The 17,732-nt window shown below is 53.6% G+C and carries 23 protein-coding genes; 14 read left to right on the top strand and 9 right to left on the bottom strand.

Annotated elements, in window-relative coordinates:
• Positions 1-14 precede the first annotated feature (14 nt).
• The 3 genes from rfbC to rfbB are packed head-to-tail and all read right to left on the bottom strand — an operon-like array spanning position 15 to position 2,519.
• Positions 15-563, bottom strand: a complete 549-nt coding sequence (gene rfbC / locus NBE99_RS08100; protein WP_250681592.1) for a dTDP-4-dehydrorhamnose 3,5-epimerase — start codon at positions 561-563, stop codon at positions 15-17.
• Complete coding sequence (gene rfbA / locus NBE99_RS08095; protein ID WP_250681591.1) at positions 532-1,443, bottom strand: glucose-1-phosphate thymidylyltransferase RfbA; 912 nt, start codon at positions 1,441-1,443, stop codon at positions 532-534. Before rfbA ends, rfbC begins: the two co-directional genes overlap by 32 nt.
• Positions 1,440-2,519 (bottom strand): dTDP-glucose 4,6-dehydratase, encoded by a 1,080-nt coding sequence (rfbB, locus tag NBE99_RS08090; protein WP_250681590.1) that lies wholly within the window; start codon positions 2,517-2,519, stop codon positions 1,440-1,442. The genes rfbA and rfbB overlap by 4 nt, the downstream gene beginning before the upstream one ends.
• Positions 2,520-2,808: 289 nt before the next feature.
• On the opposite strand from rfbB, the gene glyA reads away from it, so the two are divergent.
• Genes glyA through NBE99_RS08055 form a run of 7 tightly spaced genes read left to right on the top strand, consistent with a single transcriptional unit; the run spans position 2,809 to position 8,903 of the window.
• A complete protein-coding gene (glyA, locus tag NBE99_RS08085; RefSeq protein WP_250681589.1) occupies positions 2,809-4,086 on the top strand; it encodes a serine hydroxymethyltransferase in 1,278 nt (425 codons plus the stop codon).
• 28 nt (positions 4,087-4,114) lie between these two features.
• Positions 4,115-5,161, top strand: a complete 1,047-nt coding sequence (locus tag NBE99_RS08080) for a glycosyltransferase family 4 protein (protein WP_250681588.1) — start codon at positions 4,115-4,117, stop codon at positions 5,159-5,161.
• Positions 5,162-5,165: 4 nt separating this feature from the next.
• A complete protein-coding gene (locus NBE99_RS08075; RefSeq protein WP_315897325.1) occupies positions 5,166-6,416 on the top strand; it encodes a competence/damage-inducible protein A in 1,251 nt (416 codons plus the stop codon).
• Positions 6,413-6,841, top strand: a complete 429-nt coding sequence (locus tag NBE99_RS08070) for a hypothetical protein (protein WP_250681586.1) — start codon at positions 6,413-6,415, stop codon at positions 6,839-6,841. The genes NBE99_RS08075 and NBE99_RS08070 overlap by 4 nt, the downstream gene beginning before the upstream one ends.
• A 13-nt stretch (positions 6,842-6,854) precedes the next feature.
• The gene (locus NBE99_RS08065; RefSeq protein WP_250681585.1) at positions 6,855-7,817 is read left to right on the top strand and encodes a glycosyltransferase family 9 protein; all 963 of its coding nucleotides are present in this window, start codon (positions 6,855-6,857) and stop codon (positions 7,815-7,817) included.
• Positions 7,810-8,400 carry an HAD-IIIA family hydrolase gene (locus NBE99_RS08060; RefSeq protein WP_250681584.1) on the top strand — a complete coding sequence of 197 codons (591 nt, stop codon included), beginning with the start codon at positions 7,810-7,812 and terminating at the stop codon, positions 8,398-8,400. Before NBE99_RS08065 ends, NBE99_RS08060 begins: the two co-directional genes overlap by 8 nt.
• A 2-nt stretch (positions 8,401-8,402) precedes the next feature.
• The gene (locus tag NBE99_RS08055) at positions 8,403-8,903 is read left to right on the top strand and encodes a hypothetical protein (protein WP_250681583.1); all 501 of its coding nucleotides are present in this window, start codon (positions 8,403-8,405) and stop codon (positions 8,901-8,903) included.
• Between the two features lie 7 nt (positions 8,904-8,910).
• Here NBE99_RS08055 and NBE99_RS08050 read toward each other — a convergent pair whose 3' ends face one another.
• A complete protein-coding gene (locus NBE99_RS08050) occupies positions 8,911-9,606 on the bottom strand; it encodes a Crp/Fnr family transcriptional regulator (protein WP_250681582.1) in 696 nt (231 codons plus the stop codon).
• Positions 9,607-9,611: 5 nt separating this feature from the next.
• Positions 9,612-10,010, bottom strand: a complete 399-nt coding sequence (locus NBE99_RS08045; RefSeq protein WP_250681581.1) for a DUF3887 domain-containing protein — start codon at positions 10,008-10,010, stop codon at positions 9,612-9,614.
• Between the two features lie 410 nt (positions 10,011-10,420).
• On the opposite strand from NBE99_RS08045, the gene NBE99_RS08040 reads away from it, so the two are divergent.
• From NBE99_RS08040 to NBE99_RS08030, 3 genes are read left to right on the top strand one after another with little or no spacing between them, the layout of a single operon-like run.
• The gene (locus tag NBE99_RS08040; protein ID WP_250683708.1) at positions 10,421-10,630 is read left to right on the top strand and encodes a DUF2997 domain-containing protein; all 210 of its coding nucleotides are present in this window, start codon (positions 10,421-10,423) and stop codon (positions 10,628-10,630) included.
• 20 nt (positions 10,631-10,650) lie between these two features.
• Positions 10,651-11,037 (top strand): DUF1257 domain-containing protein, encoded by a 387-nt coding sequence (locus NBE99_RS08035; protein ID WP_250681580.1) that lies wholly within the window; start codon positions 10,651-10,653, stop codon positions 11,035-11,037.
• A gap of 34 nt (positions 11,038-11,071) precedes the next feature.
• Positions 11,072-11,488 (top strand): ferredoxin, encoded by a 417-nt coding sequence (locus NBE99_RS08030; RefSeq protein ID WP_399370297.1) that lies wholly within the window; start codon positions 11,072-11,074, stop codon positions 11,486-11,488.
• Here the strand turns inward: NBE99_RS08030 and NBE99_RS08025 are convergent.
• Complete coding sequence (locus NBE99_RS08025; protein WP_250681578.1) at positions 11,475-11,906, bottom strand: NfeD family protein; 432 nt, start codon at positions 11,904-11,906, stop codon at positions 11,475-11,477. The two genes, NBE99_RS08030 and NBE99_RS08025, sit on opposite strands and share 14 nt — an antisense overlap.
• A 202-nt stretch (positions 11,907-12,108) precedes the next feature.
• On the opposite strand from NBE99_RS08025, the gene NBE99_RS08020 reads away from it, so the two are divergent.
• Genes NBE99_RS08020 through NBE99_RS08010 form a run of 3 tightly spaced genes read left to right on the top strand, consistent with a single transcriptional unit; the run spans position 12,109 to position 13,823 of the window.
• On the top strand, positions 12,109-12,288 hold the full coding sequence (locus NBE99_RS08020; protein ID WP_250681577.1) for a hypothetical protein: 180 nt from the start codon (positions 12,109-12,111) through the stop codon (positions 12,286-12,288).
• Positions 12,289-12,322: 34 nt separating this feature from the next.
• Positions 12,323-13,087: an EI24 domain-containing protein gene (locus NBE99_RS08015; RefSeq protein WP_250683707.1), complete on the top strand. Its 765-nt coding sequence runs from the start codon at positions 12,323-12,325 to the stop codon at positions 13,085-13,087.
• The gene (locus NBE99_RS08010; protein WP_250681576.1) at positions 13,068-13,823 is read left to right on the top strand and encodes a DUF429 domain-containing protein; all 756 of its coding nucleotides are present in this window, start codon (positions 13,068-13,070) and stop codon (positions 13,821-13,823) included. Before NBE99_RS08015 ends, NBE99_RS08010 begins: the two co-directional genes overlap by 20 nt.
• Here the strand turns inward: NBE99_RS08010 and NBE99_RS08005 are convergent.
• Positions 13,820-14,119, bottom strand: coding sequence for a DUF6825 family protein (locus tag NBE99_RS08005; protein ID WP_250681575.1), 300 nt, complete (start codon positions 14,117-14,119; stop codon positions 13,820-13,822). The two genes, NBE99_RS08010 and NBE99_RS08005, sit on opposite strands and share 4 nt — an antisense overlap.
• A 285-nt stretch (positions 14,120-14,404) precedes the next feature.
• Here NBE99_RS08005 and NBE99_RS08000 point away from each other — a divergent pair, with 285 nt between their 5' ends.
• The gene (locus NBE99_RS08000; RefSeq protein ID WP_250681574.1) at positions 14,405-16,096 is read left to right on the top strand and encodes a SulP family inorganic anion transporter; all 1,692 of its coding nucleotides are present in this window, start codon (positions 14,405-14,407) and stop codon (positions 16,094-16,096) included.
• Here NBE99_RS08000 and NBE99_RS07995 read toward each other — a convergent pair.
• Both NBE99_RS07995 and NBE99_RS07990 read right to left on the bottom strand, forming a co-directional pair.
• Positions 16,087-16,665, bottom strand: a complete 579-nt coding sequence (locus tag NBE99_RS07995) for a DNA-3-methyladenine glycosylase (RefSeq protein ID WP_399370290.1) — start codon at positions 16,663-16,665, stop codon at positions 16,087-16,089. The genes NBE99_RS08000 and NBE99_RS07995 overlap by 10 nt on opposite strands.
• The gene (locus tag NBE99_RS07990) at positions 16,646-17,731 is read right to left on the bottom strand and encodes an acyl-CoA dehydrogenase family protein (RefSeq protein WP_250681573.1); all 1,086 of its coding nucleotides are present in this window, start codon (positions 17,729-17,731) and stop codon (positions 16,646-16,648) included. Before NBE99_RS07990 ends, NBE99_RS07995 begins: the two co-directional genes overlap by 20 nt.
• Position 17,732: the final 1 nt, after the last annotated feature.

Here is a 17,732-nt window from a genome sequence, read left to right as displayed (position 1 = left end):
AGGGATTTTTTATCTCAAGCAAATAGGGGAAGTTCGTTAAAAGATTTGCCCTGCTGATCCTTGGCAGAAAGGAGGGGTTCCCTAGCGATCGGCCATTGAATGCCGACAGTTGGATCATTCCACAGCAGCGTATATTCATCCCCCGGATTGTAGTAGTCCGTTGTTTTGTAGAGCACTTGGGCGGTGGCTGATTGCACCCAGAAGCCGTGGGCAAAGCCAGGGGGAATCCACAGTTGCTGGAACGTGTCTGCACTGAGCCAAGCCCCTACCCATTGGCCACAGGTGGGCGAGGAACGCCGCAAATCGACTGCAACATCGAAAATTTCCCCCTCAATCACGCGAATGAGTTTGCCTTGGGGGTGTTGGTACTGGTAGTGCAAGCCCCGTAGTACGCCCTGTTGTGAGGCAGAGTGATTGTCTTGGACAAAAGTCACGTCTAAGCCTGTGGCGGCCATAAAAGCCCGTTGATTAAAGCTTTCTAGGAAAAAGCCCCGCTGATCGCGAAAGACAGGGGGTTCCAACAGCAGAACGTCAGCGATCGCGAGCGGTTGCACCTTGAGCATGAATTCCTCCTGTCACTTCTGCCCACACCTGCAAGAGATATTGGCCATAGCTACTTTTGCGCAGGGGTTGGGCGAGTTCATAAAGTTGCTCTGGGGTAATGTAGCCCTGATACAAAGCAATTTCCTCTAAGCAGGCAATTTTCACCCCCTGCCGTTCCTCTAGGGTGCGAATGAAGCTACTGGCCTGTTGCAGCAGATCATGGGTACCCGTATCTAGCCATGCATAGCCGCGGCCAAGCAATTCCACCCGCAGTTGTCCCTTTTCGAGGTAGAGGCGGTTGAGATCTGTAATTTCCAGTTCTCCTCGCGCTGACGGTTGCAGCTGAGCCGCGAGATCGCACACTTGATGGTCATAGAAATAAACGCCCGGCACCGCATAGTTGGACTTGGGCACGGCTGGTTTTTCCTCAATGCTGAGAACACGACCGCTGGCATCAAACTCAATCACACCGTACTGCTGGGGATTGGCCACCCGATAGCCAAAGATCATTGCCCCTTGGGTGAGTTGAGCGGCTCGTTGTAACTTCTGCGAAAGATCATGGCCGTAGAGAAGATTATCGCCAAGGGTAAGGCACACGGGTTCCCCCTGCAAAAATTCGCGCCCTAGAATAAAAGCTTCCGCTAGACCATTGGGCTGAGGCTGCACACAATAGCTGAGGGATAAACCCCACTGATGACCATCCCCCAGAAGCTTTTCAAAAAGATAGAGGTGCTCTGGGGTGGAAATAATGAGAATCTCCCGAATCCCCGCCAGCATCAAGATTGAGAGGGGATAGTAAATCATGGGTTTGTCATAGATGGGCATCAGTTGTTTACTGATCACCTGCGTCAGAGGATAGAGACGCGTCCCTGACCCGCCGGCTAGAATAATTCCTTTCATGGGCAAGGGGTTAAGAGACTGCCATAGTTGGTTGCTAACCAAGCACTGTAGTCGGCGGTGCGGGCTGCTTGCACCCAATCTTGATGAGCAAGGTACCACTGCACCGTTTTTTCGAGGCCACTGCTGAAGGTTTCTTGGGGCTGCCACCCCAGTTCCTGCTGAATTTTACGGGCATCAATGGCGTAGCGGCGATCGTGGCCGGGGCGATCGCTGACAAAGGTAATCAAGCTGCGGTAATTCAAATCAGACCGGGGCACAAGGGTTTGCAGCAGATCACAGAGGATTTGCACCACTTCAAGGTTCGGCTTTTCGCAGTTGCCACCAATATTGTAGGTTTCCCCCACTTGGCCCTTTTGCCAGACGGTATAAACCGCGCGGCAGTGATCTTCAACGTAGAGCCAATCCCGTACATTTTGCCCATCCCCATATATCGGTAGCGGTTGTCCCGCCAAGGCTTGGCAGATCATCAGGGGAATCAGTTTTTCAGGAAACTGGTAGGGGCCATAGTTGTTGGAGCAATTGGTTGTCAGGGTGGGTAGGCCGTAGGTGTGGTGGTAGGCACGCACAAGGTGATCTGAGGCGGCCTTTGAGGCGGCATAGGGACTGTTGGGGGCATAGGGGGTGTCTTCCCGGAAGGGCGGATCCTCAGGGCCAAGACTGCCATAGACTTCATCAGTGGAGATATGAACAAAGCGAAACTGCGCTTGTGCCCCAGTGGGTAACTGTTGCCAGTAGCTTTTGACCTCTTCTAGGAGATTGGCTGTACCGACAACATTGGTTTGAATAAAGTCTTGGGGAGTATTGATGGAGCGATCGACATGGCTTTCGGCAGCAAAGTGAATCACAGCATCGGGCTGAAAGGTTTGCAATAGCTCTTGGACAAGGGGGCGATCGCCCACATCTCCCTTCACAACTTGATAATTGGGCAATTGCTCGAGCATGGCCAAGGTGCCGGGGTGACAGGCATAGGTCACTTTATCAAGGTTGAGTACCGCTCCCCAGCCTTCCGTAAGGGCTAATCGCACAAAATTGGCGCCAATAAACCCCCCCCCACCAGTTACTAAAAACTTGATCATGGACACTGACACCACCAGATTCTAGCTTGCATCATATCAAGACTAGACACCTTCAAAAGACGTTAGCTTAAATGATATTGTCCCTCCAGATTCTGGCTTGTATCTTCCCAAAAACCATGCGCCTGAAAACTTTGGCTTGATTCATCGGTTAGCGACGATGACTGCCTCCTCGCCTCTTTGCTACTGCCTGAGTATGCTTTTGCCCTGACAACTGAGCAACTAACCAAGGCTCAAGGAGGGATCCGCGATAAGATAGTAAAGCAGTTCATCTCCCTCCATTGACAACAAAATGACCCATATTGATTGGCTTGCGCAAACGGATCCCTTGGTTGCTGAAATGGTACAGCGGGAAGTCCAGCGGCAGCAGCAACACCTTGAACTGATTGCCAGCGAAAACTTTACTTCTCCTGCGGTGATGGCCGCTCAAGGCACAGTTCTCACCAACAAATATGCCGAGGGATTGCCCGGTAAACGCTACTACGGTGGCTGCGAATTTGTGGATGAAGTGGAGCAACTGGCCATTGATCGCGCCAAGGAACTCTTTGCCGCTGCCCACGCCAATGTTCAGCCCCACTCCGGTGCCCAAGCCAATTTTGCCGTCTTCTTGGCACTGCTCAATCCCGGCGACACCATTATGGGGATGGATTTGTCCCACGGTGGCCATCTGACCCACGGTTCCCCCGTCAACGTTTCCGGTAAATGGTTTAACGTTGTTCACTACGGTGTCCATCCTGAAACGGAACGCCTTGATATGGATCAGGTGCGGGATTTGGCACGGCAGCACCGTCCCAAGCTCATCATCTGCGGCTATTCCGCCTATCCTCGCGTCATTCCCTTTGCCGAATTTCGCCAAATTGCCGATGAGGTGGGTGCCTATCTCATGGCCGATATTGCCCACATTGCTGGTTTGGTTGCCACAGGTCACCATCCCAATCCCGTGCCCCTTTGCGATGTGGTCACCACCACGACCCATAAAACCCTGCGTGGCCCTCGCGGTGGCCTGATTCTCACCCGCGATGCAGAGTTGGGCAAAAAGTTCGACAAAGCGGTCTTTCCCGGTACCCAAGGGGGACCATTGGAGCACGTCATTGCCGCTAAGGCTGTGGCCTTTGGTGAAGCCCTCAAGCCCGAGTTCAAAGCCTATTCTGGCCAAGTCATTCGCAATGCCCAAGCCCTCGCTGCGGGGCTGCAAGCACGACAACTGCGCCTTGTCTCTGGGGGCACCGATAACCACTTGATGCTGATTGATCTGCGATCGGTGAATCTAACGGGCAAAGAGGCCGATCGCCTGATGGGGGAAATCAATATCACCACCAACAAAAATACGATTCCCTTTGACCCCGCCTCTCCCTTTGTCACCAGTGGTCTGCGATTGGGGACACCGGCGTTGACAACCCGTGGCTTCACTGAGGCTGAGTTTACGGAAATCGCCGAAATTATTAGCGATCGCCTGCAGGCTCCAGCGGATGAAACCATCAAAAACCGCTGCCGCGAGCGGGTGGCAGCCCTCTGCACCCAATTTCCTCTCTATCCCCACTTGCAATTGCCGCAACCAGTGCTAGCCTGAGGGGGAATCCTGCCAACACCCTGAGCAGATGCTGTACCACCTGATTGCCTTCCTAGCTGCCATTGCCGTTGTCCTGTTGGTCACCCCCATTGTCAATGACCTTGGACATAAAGCAGGATTTGTGGATCGACCTAATGAACGCAAGATTCACACCCGTCCGATGGTGCGCCTCGGTGGCGTCTCCATTTTTCTGGGTAATCTGGTGGCACTGCTGATTGTCTGGAATGCTGGCGGTTTTGGTGTCCTACCCCAGCCAGCGGAGTATGAAATTTGGGGAGTCACCTTAGGGGGGGTGGCCTTTTTCCTCATTGGCTTAGCGGATGATCTGCTGACTTTACCAGCCCTCCTACGCCTTGTCCTGCAATTTCTCGTGGCGGGTATTGTCTGGTCTGTCGGCGTCAAAATTCGCATTATTACCGTACCCTTTGTGGGCATTGTTGACCTTGGCTGGCTCAGTTTGCCCTTGACCACAGTGTGGCTGGTGGGAATTGCCAATGCCATTAACTTCATTGATGGTGTGGATGGTCTAGCAGCGGGAGTGTCGGGTATTGCCGCCTCCGCCATGTTTTTCGTCTGTATGCTGATGGGGGAGCCAGAGGCAGGACTCTTGGCCGCAGCCTTAGCGGGAGGGGCACTGGGGTTCCTACGCTACAACTTCAATCCTGCCCAAATTTTTATGGGGGACGGGGGTGCCTATTTCATGGGATTTACCCTTGCAGGTTTGGGCGTGATTGGACTCGTCAAGGCCTATACGGCGGTGGCCATTCTCGTGCCTCTATTAATTTTGGCTGTGCCCATTGTGGATACGTCAACGGTCGTTTTTAACCGCCTCCTGAAAGGGCAGTCTCCCTTTGCGCCCGATAAGAGACACTTGCACCATCGCCTTCTCAAGGCGGGGCTTTCGCAACGGGTGACGGTGCTGTTTATCTATTGCTTGACACTATGGGTGGGCAGTCTTGCCTTGGCTTTGGCGGGTTTGCCGGGAGGATGGGGCTATGCCGTGGCAGCGTCTCTTCTGATGGGCTTTGCCTCGTGGTATGTCTGGCAACGGGTGCGCAGCAGCGAAAATGACTGAAACAATGAGTGCAGAAATTATTTGCGTGGGGACGGAATTGCTGCTGGGGGAGATTCTCAACAGTAATGCCCAGTTTTTAGCGCAACAACTGGCAAGCTTAGGCATCCCCCACTATTACCAAACTGTCGTTGGCGACAATCCCACGCGGATTAAGAAAGTTGTGGCCATTGCCTGCGATCGCGCCCGCCTATTGATTTTCACGGGTGGCCTTGGCCCCACACCTGATGATCTTACCACTGAAACCCTAGCGGATTTCTTTCAAGCCCCCCTTGAAGAACGCCCGGAAATTATTGCTGACCTAGAACGCAAGTATGCCCATCGCGGTGGCTTTAGTCCCAGTAACCGCAAGCAAGCCCTCCTGCCCGTGGGGGCACAGATTCTCCCGAATCCCTTGGGGACTGCCCCCGGCATGATCTGGCAGCCGCGCACGGGTCTCATCATTCTCACATTCCCCGGTGTCCCGGCTGAAATGAAGCAGATGTGGCAAGAAACTGCGGTGCCCTTTTTGCGTTCCCAAGGCTGGGGAAAAGAGGTCATTTACAGCCGTGTGCTGCGTTTCTGGGGCATTCCCGAATCCGTGCTTGCGGAAAAAGTGGCTGCCCAAATCGCCCGTGAGCATCCCACTGTGGCCCCCTATGCCGGCAATGGTGAAACCCGCCTCCGCATTACTGTACGCGCTAAGGATGAAGCGGAAGCTCAGCAACTGATTCAGCCCGTCGAAGCCGAGATTCGCCAAATTGTGGGTTTAGACTGCTATGGTGCCGATGAGGATACCCTCGCCAGTGCCGTTGCTCGCCTTCTCCAAGAGCGACACCAAACGGTGGCCGTGGCAGAGTCCTGTACAGGCGGTGGCCTTGGCGAGATGCTGACCCGCCTGCCGGGGAGTTCTCTCTCGTTTAAGGGAGGCGTGATTGCCTACGCCAATGAGGTTAAGGTCACTCTACTGGGGGTCAATCCTGAAGATTTAGAGCGAGAAGGCGCTGTGAGTGCCGTGGTGGCCGCCCAGATGGCGCTAGGGGTAAAGACACGTTTGGCCAGTGATTGGGGCGTCAGTATTACCGGGATTGCTGGCCCCGGCGGCGCGACGCTCACTAAACCCGTGGGACTGGTGTATATTGGGGTGGCACTGTCCAACGGTGAGGTCATGACCCGTGAATTTCGCTTTAGTGGTCAGCGGGGACGCGATTGGGTGCGGCATCTCAGTACCATGAATGCCCTCGATGTATTGCGGCGACAGTTACTGATGAATCCATGAGTCACGCTCTGCTCTGGTTACCGCTATTGGCTGTTTTTATTCTCCTAGCATGGTTGGGCTGGGTCGAGTACCGCAAGCTGGAACACTATCGCCAGTGGGCACAGCAGTTTGAAGCCAGCAAGTACGATATTGCCGCTGTCCTCGGTCTGCAGGGCGATCGCCTGACATGGGGACGACCGACCCGACAGGGCATTGTTAATTTGCAAACCTGTGACTTAGGGCATATTCAGAGCGTTTGGGTCGAGAGTAGTGGCCAGCGGCTTGAGACAGAAGCCACTCCTAGCAAAGGAACCATTCATCTTGTGCTGCAACCCCCCACGGGAGAGGGCCATCGCATTCCCTTTACGGAGCTTCCCCTAGCCTTGGCGTGGCGCGATCGCCTGCAACCAAAACTTGCGGGTAAAATTGAGGGCGAGTTTGCATAGGTGCTCAACCGCTATGAAACATATCGTAGCGCTGGTACCCGGCGGTATCGGTGATCAAATTTTGTTTTTTCCCACCCTTGATGATCTCAAAGCCCGTTTTCCCGAGGCGCAGTTGGATGTGGTGGTTGAACCCCGTGCCGTTGCTGCCTACCAACTGAGTGGCAGTGTCCACCAAGTCATTCCCTTTAACTTCAAAGATCGCAATGCCCTAGCGGATTGGGCAAACCTGATTGGCATACTGCGGGAGGGGGAGTACGATGCCATTCTCTCCTTGGGACGGAGTAAAGCAGTGCGCTTTCTGCTGTGGCTGACGGGGATTCCCAAGCGAGTCGGCTTTGCCAAACTCAATCCCTTGGGATTTCTCACCGATGCTGTACCCGTCAACCTTGATCAGTACAGTGCTGCCACCTACCACGACTTACTTAAAGCCTTTGGTATCACTACCCCCTGTCCCCTGCCCAAGGCAGTGGTGACCGAGGGCGATCGCGAGTGGGCAACCGCAGAGCAGCAACGTTTAGGCATTAGCGGTAGGTATCGCCTTTTGCACGGCGGCTCCAGTCAAATGGCACTGACAAAGGGGATTCACAAAATTTATCCCCCCGCCGCTTGGGTTGAGGTCATCCAGAGGCTGCAACAGCAGGAGCCGCACCTGCCCTTTATCGTCGTCTGTGGGCCTGAAGATCAAGCATGGGTGAGTGCGCTAACGCAGGCGCTACCGGAGATTAAAATTAGCCGTCCTCCAGACTTGCGCAAACTAGCGGCTCTAATGCAACAGGCACAACAGATTCTCTGTACCGACAGTGGCCCGATGCACATTGGCGTGGCGGTGGGGACACCCCTTGTGGCGCTTTTTGGCCCAACAGATCCCGCTAAACTCCTGCCAGATGATCCGCGCTTTCGGGCTGTCAAATCCCCTACGGGCAACATGGCCGATATCCCAGTGTCAGCAGTGATTGAGGCAGCTCGCCATGGCTAGAGCCGCTGTCTTCCTCGATCGGGATGGGGTGCTCAACCAAGAGGTGGGCTATATTCACCGCCTTGAGGACTTGCAGTTAATTCCCGGTGTCGCGCAGGCCGTACGGCGGCTCAATGAGGCAGGGTGGTTTTGCTGCTTGGCTTCCAATCAATCGGGGCCCGCGCGGAACTACTACAGCATTGATCATGTCCATGCTCTCCACCAAAGACTACAGGACTTACTGGCGGCGAGTGCGGGTGCGATGTTGGATGCCGTCTATTTCTGTCCTGATCTCAGCCGTCCTGAAGGGGGAGTAGTTGCCGCCTACGCGGGTTGGACAACGTGGCGCAAGCCAAATACGGGAATGCTGGTGGCCGCTGCTTGGGATCATGATTTGGATCTGAGGCGCAGTGTTATGGTCGGCGACAAAGCCACAGATATTGATCTGGCGCGGAATGCAGGGTGCTACGGCATCTTGGTACAAACCGGGTTTGGCGATCGCGTCCTTGAGGGCCGCTACCAGCATGCCAGTCAACCCGATTACATTGCCCAAGATTTAGCCGCTGCCGTAGAGTGGATTTGTACTCACCTTGTACCCCGATAGCGATGACTTCATCGCCAGACCATACCAAGTTTCCCTTAGCCTTACTCTCACTTGTGGTATTGGGCTATGTCCTCGTGGGCTGGTACTTGTCCGCCTACCCTTGGATGTGGTCAGCCTACGCCTCTCTTTTTGCGGCAATTTTGACGGTATTTGTTGTGGGTGGCACCTCCAGCCTGTTGCGATCGCGCCAGAGCAGTCCTAAAAGTATCTTTAGTCGTTTAATTATGCGGGTGGGTACCCCCAGTCTCTTTACAGTATTGGTGCTGAGTACCACCGTTACTCTTGCCATTATTGCCTTTCACATCTTTAGTGTGCTTGCCATTCTCATTGGCACAGAGATTCTGGTGCGCATTGAAATGAAGGCCGCTGGCTACCAGAATTGGCAAATTATGTTGGTGCTGATTCAAATGGCGATTCTCGGGATGTTCATTGGTTGGAGCATTGGGCATTACTTGCTACCCTCTTCAGAAGCGGTATCCTTGTTCGTAGTTCTAGAGGAGTAAGGTAGTTCTAGAGGAGTAAGCTTTCTAGGGCGCGCAGATTGGTAATGCATAGGCTATCTTGACTGCGGCGAATAATCCCCTTGCGCTCCAGTTTCCCCAGCACCCGTGTTACTGTCTCTCGCGCCATGCCACTTAAACTACTCAGTTCACGGTGGGGCAGATTCGGAATTTCTAGACCCTCCGCTCCTTGGCGGCCTTGACCATCAGCTAAAAAGAGCAAAATATCCGCCACCCGTGAGGTACTATCGGATTCCCGCAGTCGCAATCGCCGATTCAGTTGTCGCAGCCGCCGTGCCATCAACTTTGCAAGGCGTATTCCTGCTTGGGGTTCCGTATTCACTAGGTTGACAAAATCCGTGGCTGGCATATTCGCCACTACCGTTGGTGTCAGCGTGATCACATCGGTTGAGCGGGGGACTTCCTCTAAGGGCGCCATTTCGCCAAACAATTCCCCAGGGCCAAGGATATTGAGCGTGACCTCCTTGCCATCAATGTTGTAGGTGCGAATCTTCACCCAGCCACTGAGGATAAAGTAAACCGATGTCCCCCAGTCATTCTCCAGCAAGATCACTCGGTTGGCAGGATGCTGACGGGTCACCACATGGGCTAGGGCCTTTTCCACCACCGCCTGCGGCAAGTCCAGAAAAAAGGGAGTATTTTGCAAAGATAATTCAGGAGCAGGAGAACTACGCCGTTCTTGCATAGAGGTCAAGGCCGAGAGCGCGAGGGCAGAGGCTGAGCAGACAGGTCGTCAGACATTGCTGGAAAATCAATACCTGTGATCTTACCATTGCTATCCATAATCACAATCAATGTATCCGTAACGTTAGAAAACGCTACCTTGATACTGACAATATTGCCGTTGATCCGACTCCCAAGACGCTTTTTGTACACCCCGACCCGTTTCAAAAAACTAGCTTGGCGTTGCTCCAATTTCGTCGGCGAAAACTCCTGTTGCAGTTGCGGGTGTAAGTAGCTCCACGCTAAATCGAAGTTATTGCCAAAGAGGGCATCGACAAATTGTTCAGCAGTTTGTACTTGCGCTTGGGGATTGACATTGATGGATTCTTGGGACTCGCCGCGGGCGATCGCCGGCCACAGAGGCAAAGAAAGACCCCCTAGGAATGCTAACGCCAAGAATGCCGCCGGCGAAAAAAGCTGTCCCACCATTTTGTTTAGTTTTTTAGTGTTTGGATTGCTAAACATCATACAGCCTTTTTCAAAGGGATTTCAGAATGGCTCACTAGAACGCAATATCGTGGTTGGAATACTGCTCCCTGGCTCGCCAGAATAGGATGTGCATATCTCTTATCAATTCTCGGAGCAGACAAGGTTCTATAGATGGACTGATCACTTAGGTTCCTGAGGCCTCCAAGGGAACTGCTGCGGAGTGTAAAGTTTATTAAAGACCTTGACTCCTTTGGTTAGCCTTCGTCACAATGAGTTCCATAGGTTAGGCCTCAAAATTTTATCCTCAGGGGTAATTTGTAACAATTGCGAGTGAGTCGGTTGTGGCCATGCTAGAAACCCTTGAATTTGTGATTTATCCCGATGGCCGGGTGGTTGAAACTGTCACGGGAATTTCCGGGACATCCTGTGCGGAGGTCACTGCTGCCATTGAAGCACAACTAGGGTGTGTCATTAGCCAACAGCCCACCGCAGAGTACTACGCTCCCCAAGAGGAAGAAAATCAGTTGGTTGTTCAATCTGTCCCCTCCCAGTGGTAATCGTTGAGGATTGGTGATCCATGTCGCACTTCAGCCAAATTAAAACCCAAATTCGGAGTTTACCCGCCCTAGAAGCTGCCCTAACGGACTTGGGCTTGCCATGGCAATCTGGCTCTAAAGAAGTGCGCGGGTTTCGTGGTCAAACCCAAACGGCTCAAGTGGTCATTCCTCAGGAAAATGGCTACGACATTGGCTTTCGCTGGAATGGCACTGAGTATGAGCTAGTGGCTGATCTAGAGTTTTGGCAGCAGGCATGGTCTGTGGATCGCTTCTTGAATAAAGTCACTCAACGCTATGCCTACCATGCAGTGTTGCAATCTGCTACCGAGCAAGGCTTTCAAGTGCAAACCACTGAACAGCAGGCGGATGGAAGTGTCAAGCTAGTCTTGCAACGCTGGCGTTCCTAGCCGTTGTCGATCATTCAAGATAATGGAGAGGCACGTGGCAGAGGGGCAACCCCTTGGTTTAGAGCCAGAACTTGGCGGCCAACTTCGCCAAAGTGAACCTCGCAGCGGCTACGAACCCGAACTGGGGGGCACCCATCGTCAGCGTGGTGTCTATGTGGATGAGATTACCTGTATTGGCTGCAAGCACTGTGCCCATGTGGCTCGCAATACTTTCTACATTGAGCCGAACTACGGGCGATCGCGCGTGGTGCGCCAAGATGGTGATCCCCTCGAACTGATCCAAGAAGCCATTGACACCTGTCCGGTTGATTGTATCCACTGGGTGGATTACACGGAATTAAAGCGGCTTGAAAAAGAGCGCCTCGAGCAAGTTGTTCCCCTTGCCGGCTTTCCCATTGATCCTGCGACAACCTACCGTAGAAAACGGCGATCGCCCCCTAGGACTGAATAGCATCCTCGGGCATCACAATCAGCGTTGTCCCCTGACGGCCAATGATAATCACCCGTTGATGTTCAGGAATGGTCAAGTGGGGGTCATCACAGCGAGCTTGCCAGGAAATCCCTTCGTATAGCACCCGCCCCGTCTCGCCAGCGGGAATTTTCGTAATCGTTTCTGCCTCGGCGGCTTCCTTGAGCACGGGAGGGACACGTTTCGGCTGATAGCGTCGCAGGAGAAAGACCACGACGATGGAGAGTACCATCCAAAGGATAATTTGAACCGAAAAGCTGGGAATCAAAAACGATAGAAAGGCAACAATGAGGGCACTGAGGCCGAGGGTTGCTTCCACAAAGGCCGTCGGCAAGACAAGCTCCATCACAAAAAGAATGACGGCAACAATCAACCAAATCCAAAACGGGGACAGTGCCATCGCTCTCATCACCCAAGGCTGCCAATTCAACGATAGCTCAAACTCTGCGGCTACAGCGAGCCAGCTTAAACGTTTTGAGGGTGTTCAATTCTTGCGAAAGGATCTGTACTGGAACTTACAAAAGTCGCACTGCGTCAGGGGAGCTAGCACTCAAGAAAGACTCCTCTGATTCTGTACAATGATGAATTCAATGAGGCAAACAATGATGACGGATCTATTCATTCCCCTACTGGTGGCACTCCTCACCCTTGGACTGTTGACCAGTTGGCTATGGCGACCGACAGCAACCACTGTTTCCCGCGCCGAACAGGTGAATACCCCTGATTTTGTTGCCGATGCGCCGCCGCCAGATGATGAAGGCACGCCACCCCGCCGTGGATAGGCTAGGATTTTCCTAGGGAATTCTAGAACCATTGGTGATCGGGCAGTTTTGGTCGGCAGTACAACAGTTTCAGGCAGGTTTTTTTGCCTTTGGTCGCGGCCTTGTCTTTATTGCCCGTTATCGCCTGTGGGGTTATCTGCTACTACCTGCCTTTTTGAGCCTTGCTCTGGGGATAGTGCTGATTATTGCTGCCTTCTGGGCTGTTCAAGGGGTTGGGGATTACTGGTCTGTTGGCGAGCAATGGCAGTGGCTTTACCAAGGGGTCATTGATGTTTTAGCCACCCTCATTGCTATCTTTTTAGCCCTCATTGGTTATCAAACGCTCATTCCCCTGGTGGTCATTCCTTTTCTTGGTCCGCTGCTCAACCGGGTTGAAAAAATTACGATGGGACAACCTATTGAGGTGGGCTGGCGACGGGATCTATTGAATGCGATGGTCGGTGGTTGGTTTGCCGTGCGAGATGCCATTTTACAAGTCCTTTTCCTTGTCCTCTCGTTTCTGGCAGGCCCGCTGCAACCCCTTGTGATGGCGATCGCCAACAGTTACTTTCTGGGACGCGGCAGCTTTGACTACCTCCTCGAGAAACACAGCACCTCCCTTCGGGAGCGCAAACGGCTGACCCGTGCCTACACGCCGCAGATTTATGGCCTTGGTTTGGCGCAGTTGTTGGCTCTGTTGATTCCCCTAGTGGGGTTAGTGCTCGTACCACCAGTGGGGGTGGTCGCTGCTGCTTTGCTCATTCAAGAGTATCCACCCCAAAAGCAGTTGACAGCAGCCAATGCGGTTTCTCGGCATTGATCTGGCGTGGAAAGGTGGGGCGTCAGGGTACTGCTGTTTGCAATGGCAGGCTCAGCACCTAGAGATAGTGTGTGTGGATCGCTCCCGTGATACGGATGAACTTTTGGCATGGATTGATCGCGATGCACCCTTTTCACAAGCAGCAATGGTGGCGGTGGATGCGCCCCTGATTATTCCTAATCTGCGGGGAATGCGTACCTGCGATCGCCAGTCCCACCAACTCCTTGGGCGGTATCATGCCGGCTGCTATCCTGCGAATCAGCAGTCCCCCTTTGCGCAGCACACCACGGGGTTTAGTCAAGCCCTCCGCCAACGGGGATTTCACCATGCGCCTACAATCACGCCCCAAGAACGCGGGCGATTTCAAATTGAAGTCTTCCCCCATGCCACGGCGATCGCCCTCTTTCAGCTTGACCAAATCATTCAGTACAAAAAAGGCCGTCTTGCAGAGCGCATCAGGGAATTAGCTCGCCTCAGGGATTTGATGACAGCGCATCTTCGCCACTGTGAGCCACCCTTAATGTTGCAGATAGAGGCAGGCATGCCCACTACTGGGCGGGATCTCAAAGCACTGGAAGATCAACTCGATGCAATCCTCTGTGCCTATACAGCGGCTTACTGGTGGTACTGGGGGCGCGATCGCCACTGGGTTTTGGGCAGTGAGTCGTTTTCGCCAGAGCCAGCGGCCACCGACGCCTACATAAAAACAGGGTACATCGTTGTTCCCCGCCCCTAACCGTCGCGATTGCGGTAGCGTTGCAGTTCCGTGCGCAGGGCAGCAATTTCAGCGCGCAAATCATCAATCAGGGCTTGCCAATCTACCCGTTGGCTACCCCGAGGAACCACCATTTCTGCTTCTTGGCGGGCGCGAGCTTGCACCTCTTCCATGAATTGATGGAGCCGCTGCTGCTGTTCAGCATCAAATCGCCCTAGCTGACTCAGGAATTCCACAAATAGATGCTGCGCCTGATCACGCAGGAGCGTTGCTGTCGCTCGACCAAGGAAAAAGGCATCCAGCGGCGATTGACTCATAGGAGTGTCCTGACCTCGTAAGTTGCTTCTCTCAATCCCTGAGTGTAACAAAGTTTTACAGTGAGCAAGCCTTCTTCTCCGCTGATTCTCCCCTTTTTGCCTATAGAACAGATAAAAAAATCTTTGACCTGCTCTCTAGACAGATTGTCCCCCCTAAAGCATAGGATTATCTCAATTAAATATTTTCTTATCATAGCTATAAGTTATGAGAATGCTTCCATAGGGAGTGCTCTTAACAGCGATTGAGCTATGACACCCTCTCTAAATTCGCCAAAAGGGGTAGAAATGCTGACAAATTTAGTTAATCGAATTGACTTTCGCTATTGGCGCGGCGATCTTTTTGGCGGGTTGACCGCCGCCATTGTGGCATTGCCGATGGCCTTGGCTTTTGGTGTCACCTCTGGCGCTGGTGCAACGGCGGGACTCTACTGCGTGATCTGTCTCGGGTTTTTTGCCGCCCTCTTTGGCGGCACGCCGACGCTGATTTCCAATCCCACCGGGCCAATGACGGTGGTGATTACGGCAGTGATTACCCGCCTCACCAGTGAATATCCGGAACAAGGACTATACATGGCCTTTACGGTCATCATGCTGGCAGGCTGTTTTCAAATCCTCTTTGGGCTGTTGCGCTTGGGCAAGTACATTACCCTCATGCCCTACACCGTCATTTCCGGCTTTATGTCGGGCATTGGCCTGATCATGATCCTGCTGCAAATTGGTCCTTTGTTAGGGCACAGCAGTAAGGGGGGGGTGCTGGGGGCAGTGCAACACTTGCCAGAGTGGATTCAAACGCTGAACCCGGCTGCCCTTGCTTTGGGGTTATTCACCCTTGGGTTAATTTATTTCACGCCCCAAAAAATTCGGCGGCTTGTGCCACCCCAGCTCTTAGCGTTGGTTTTGGGCACGATTCTTTCAATCGTCTTTTTTGCCGATGCCGGTTTGACGCGGATTGGTACCATTCCCACGGGGCTGCCAGAATTTGTCCCCCCCACTTTTACCCTGCCTGCGCTAAAAACCATGCTGGTGGATGGGGCAATGCTGGGAATGCTGGGCTGTATTGATTCGCTCTTGACTTCAGTGATTGCTGATAGCATTACTCGCACCCAGCACGATTCCGATAAGGAACTGATTGGTCAGGGCATTGGCAACTTAGTGTCGGGCTTGTTTGGCGGTTTGCCTGGGGCGGGTGCCACGATGGGCACAGTGGTCAATATCCAAGCGGGGGGACGTACCTGCCTATCGGGCATGATCCACGCCGTGATTCTACTGATGGTTGTGCTCTGGGCCGCTCCTCTGACAGAACCAATTCCCAATGCCGTGTTGGCGGGGATTCTGATTAAGGTGGGCATTGACATTATTGACTGGAATTTTCTCAAACGCGCCCATGTCCTCTCCCTGCGGGCTGCTTTCATCATGTACGGAGTCATGCTGCTGACGGTCTTTGTGGATCTGATTGTGGCCGTTGGCGTGGGTGTCTTTATTGCCAATATGCTGACAATCAAGCGCTTGGCGGATCTGCAATCGGAGGATGTGAAGGCGATTACCCATGCTGATGATCAAACCCCCCTCACGCCGGAGGAAAAGGAGCTATTTCGCCAAGCTAAGGGTCAACTGCTACTCCTGCACCTTGGGGGGCCAATGAGTTTTGGTTCGGCTTGGGCGATTTCCCAACGGCAGGCGATCATGTCTGACTATAGGGTGCTGATTCTGGATGTCAGCAGTGTACCGTTGTTGGGAGTCACTGCAACGTTGGCGATTGAGTCCTTGATCCAAGAGGCGCAAAAGCATCGTTTGGCGATTTTCTTGGTGAATGGCTCAGCGGATAAGGTGCAACAGCGACTGCAACGCTTCCGAATTTTGGATCGGTTGCCTGCCGACCATGTGGTGAGCGATCGCCGGCAAGCCCTCGAAAAAGCCATCCAATTTCTTAACCAGCCGGAAGACCTGCTGGAGGTAACGACGGGCAGCTACGAATAGCGAGAGACGGCAGCGTTGCCCTGCACGTACCACCGCCAAGGAATCTCCTGCCCTTGGGAAATACCAATGCGAGTGGTTTGTACCACAGGGTCTGTCAGGGGTTGGGGCGGCTTTTCTAACCAGAGGCCGCTCTCTTGCCCTAGCATTAACCCCGAAAGCCGGCGATCGATCCCTAAGACTTGGCAGAGCTTTCCTGGACCAGCAGCACTGCGGGGGGGCAAGGGTGGGCTGATCATCTCAAGGGCACGGATGAGAACGGCACTGGCAAAGTTGGGGCGATCGCTCGCGATATTCAAGCAGTGGTGAATGCCATAGATTTGATAGACATAAATCGTGCCTGGTGCTGCAAACATGGGAGCATTGCGAGCGGTTTGGCGGCGGTAGCCATGGCAAGCAGGATCGCCGGCCATATAGGCCTCGGTTTCCACAATACGGCCGCGGTAAATTTGACCATTGGCCTGCTGGCGCACGAGAATACACCCCAGCAATTCTTGAGCCACCACAGGGGCAGGGCGGCCAAACCACTCAAGAGGCAGACAGTTATCTAGCTCAATGCGAACCGCGTCCAAAACGCAACTCCTCAATCAAGGCGTGGCGCAGGGGGGCATTCAACCCTGAAACAGTGTAGAGCATCGCTTCCCGATAGAGGCGCTGAACGGTGTGATTGAGTACTAAGGCACTGCCCCCGGTGGTAATTAGGGCTGCTTGAGCTGCTTGAACGGCAAGGTGAATGGCGGCGGCGCGTAGTTGGGCATGGTAGGGAGGATTCACGTCGTCCAACTCCCCTTGAATCCGCGCGTAGAGCTGTTGCCAGCGATCGCGAAAATAGTGGTAGAGGTCTTTGGCTTCGGGAATTGCAGCTAAAATCTGCAAACTGGCATGGGCACAGCCCATGGGAGCCGCGCTTCCCCGCAGCAGTTGCTGGCGATCGCGGGCGGTGATCCAATCCGCCTCACTGACCCCCACCACATCTTCGGGCGGCACTAGCCAATTCACCACTTCTGCCTGAACCGTTTGCGTTGAGGGCACAGCCGCTAAGGGCAAGGGGAGTGAGAGGTGCAAAATTCCGCCAGTGGCCTGTTGGGCATTGATAAAGGGCATGAGAGCAAAGAGAATACGCCGATCCGGCAAAGGCGCGGCGGCCACAAACATGGTCATGTGCTGAAAGCCACTGAGCCAAGGCAGTGTTCCCCGCAGCAGATAGCCCCCACTGGTGGGTTGAGCTTGCAGATCCACTGGGTTGTGGCGTAAGTGGGAAAAGCTGACACCAATTAACACCTGCCCCTGCATCAAATCCGCTAAGTAGGCTTGGGCAACATTGCCTTCAGTGTGTTCGAGAATCATTCCCAAAGCCGACTGATGTTGGGCCACCAAAAAGGCAAGGGCACCGGAGGTTTGTGCCAGCTGCAAGTTTAAATGCCACAGCGTGCGGCGATCGCACCCCAATCCGCCCATTGCCTTGGGTACCCCCAAACGAAAAATGCCCAAGTTCCCTAGGGCTTGCAGACTTTCGGATAAAAGGGACTTTTGCTGATCAATGCGGTTAGCACTGGTGGCAACAACGGTCTTGAGATAGGTCTGGATGTCCTTTAGGGTAGATTGCGCTGAGGGGTCAGCAAAGGCCAAGGCATCCATA

This window comes from Thermosynechococcus sp. HN-54, from assembly GCF_023650955.1.
Taxonomy (GTDB): Bacteria; Cyanobacteriota; Cyanobacteriia; order Thermosynechococcales; family Thermosynechococcaceae; genus Thermosynechococcus.
Note: the sequence above shows the minus strand (reverse complement) of the source record. Positions and strands in the feature narration are given on the sequence as shown.

Coding starts and splice junctions, on each gene's coding strand:
- rfbC (WP_250681592.1), bottom strand. CDS start 563: ATGCTCAAGGTGCAACCGCTCGCGATCGCTGACGTTCTGCTGTTGGAA.
- rfbA (WP_250681591.1), bottom strand. CDS start 1,443: ATGAAAGGAATTATTCTAGCCGGCGGGTCAGGGACGCGTCTCTATCCT.
- rfbB (WP_250681590.1), bottom strand. CDS start 2,519: ATGATCAAGTTTTTAGTAACTGGTGGGGGGGGGTTTATTGGCGCCAAT.
- glyA (WP_250681589.1), top strand. CDS start 2,809: ATGACCCATATTGATTGGCTTGCGCAAACGGATCCCTTGGTTGCTGAA.
- NBE99_RS08080 (WP_250681588.1), top strand. CDS start 4,115: ATGCTGTACCACCTGATTGCCTTCCTAGCTGCCATTGCCGTTGTCCTG.
- NBE99_RS08075 (WP_315897325.1), top strand. CDS start 5,166: ATGAGTGCAGAAATTATTTGCGTGGGGACGGAATTGCTGCTGGGGGAG.
- NBE99_RS08070 (WP_250681586.1), top strand. CDS start 6,413: ATGAGTCACGCTCTGCTCTGGTTACCGCTATTGGCTGTTTTTATTCTC.
- NBE99_RS08065 (WP_250681585.1), top strand. CDS start 6,855: ATGAAACATATCGTAGCGCTGGTACCCGGCGGTATCGGTGATCAAATT.
- NBE99_RS08060 (WP_250681584.1), top strand. CDS start 7,810: ATGGCTAGAGCCGCTGTCTTCCTCGATCGGGATGGGGTGCTCAACCAA.
- NBE99_RS08055 (WP_250681583.1), top strand. CDS start 8,403: ATGACTTCATCGCCAGACCATACCAAGTTTCCCTTAGCCTTACTCTCA.
- NBE99_RS08050 (WP_250681582.1), bottom strand. CDS start 9,606: ATGCAAGAACGGCGTAGTTCTCCTGCTCCTGAATTATCTTTGCAAAAT.
- NBE99_RS08040 (WP_250683708.1), top strand. CDS start 10,421: ATGCTAGAAACCCTTGAATTTGTGATTTATCCCGATGGCCGGGTGGTT.
- NBE99_RS08035 (WP_250681580.1), top strand. CDS start 10,651: ATGTCGCACTTCAGCCAAATTAAAACCCAAATTCGGAGTTTACCCGCC.
- NBE99_RS08025 (WP_250681578.1), bottom strand. CDS start 11,906: ATGGCACTGTCCCCGTTTTGGATTTGGTTGATTGTTGCCGTCATTCTT.
- NBE99_RS08020 (WP_250681577.1), top strand. CDS start 12,109: ATGATGACGGATCTATTCATTCCCCTACTGGTGGCACTCCTCACCCTT.
- NBE99_RS08010 (WP_250681576.1), top strand. CDS start 13,068: ATGCGGTTTCTCGGCATTGATCTGGCGTGGAAAGGTGGGGCGTCAGGG.
- NBE99_RS08005 (WP_250681575.1), bottom strand. CDS start 14,119: ATGAGTCAATCGCCGCTGGATGCCTTTTTCCTTGGTCGAGCGACAGCA.
- NBE99_RS08000 (WP_250681574.1), top strand. CDS start 14,405: ATGCTGACAAATTTAGTTAATCGAATTGACTTTCGCTATTGGCGCGGC.
- NBE99_RS07990 (WP_250681573.1), bottom strand. CDS start 17,731: ATGGATGCCTTGGCCTTTGCTGACCCCTCAGCGCAATCTACCCTAAAG.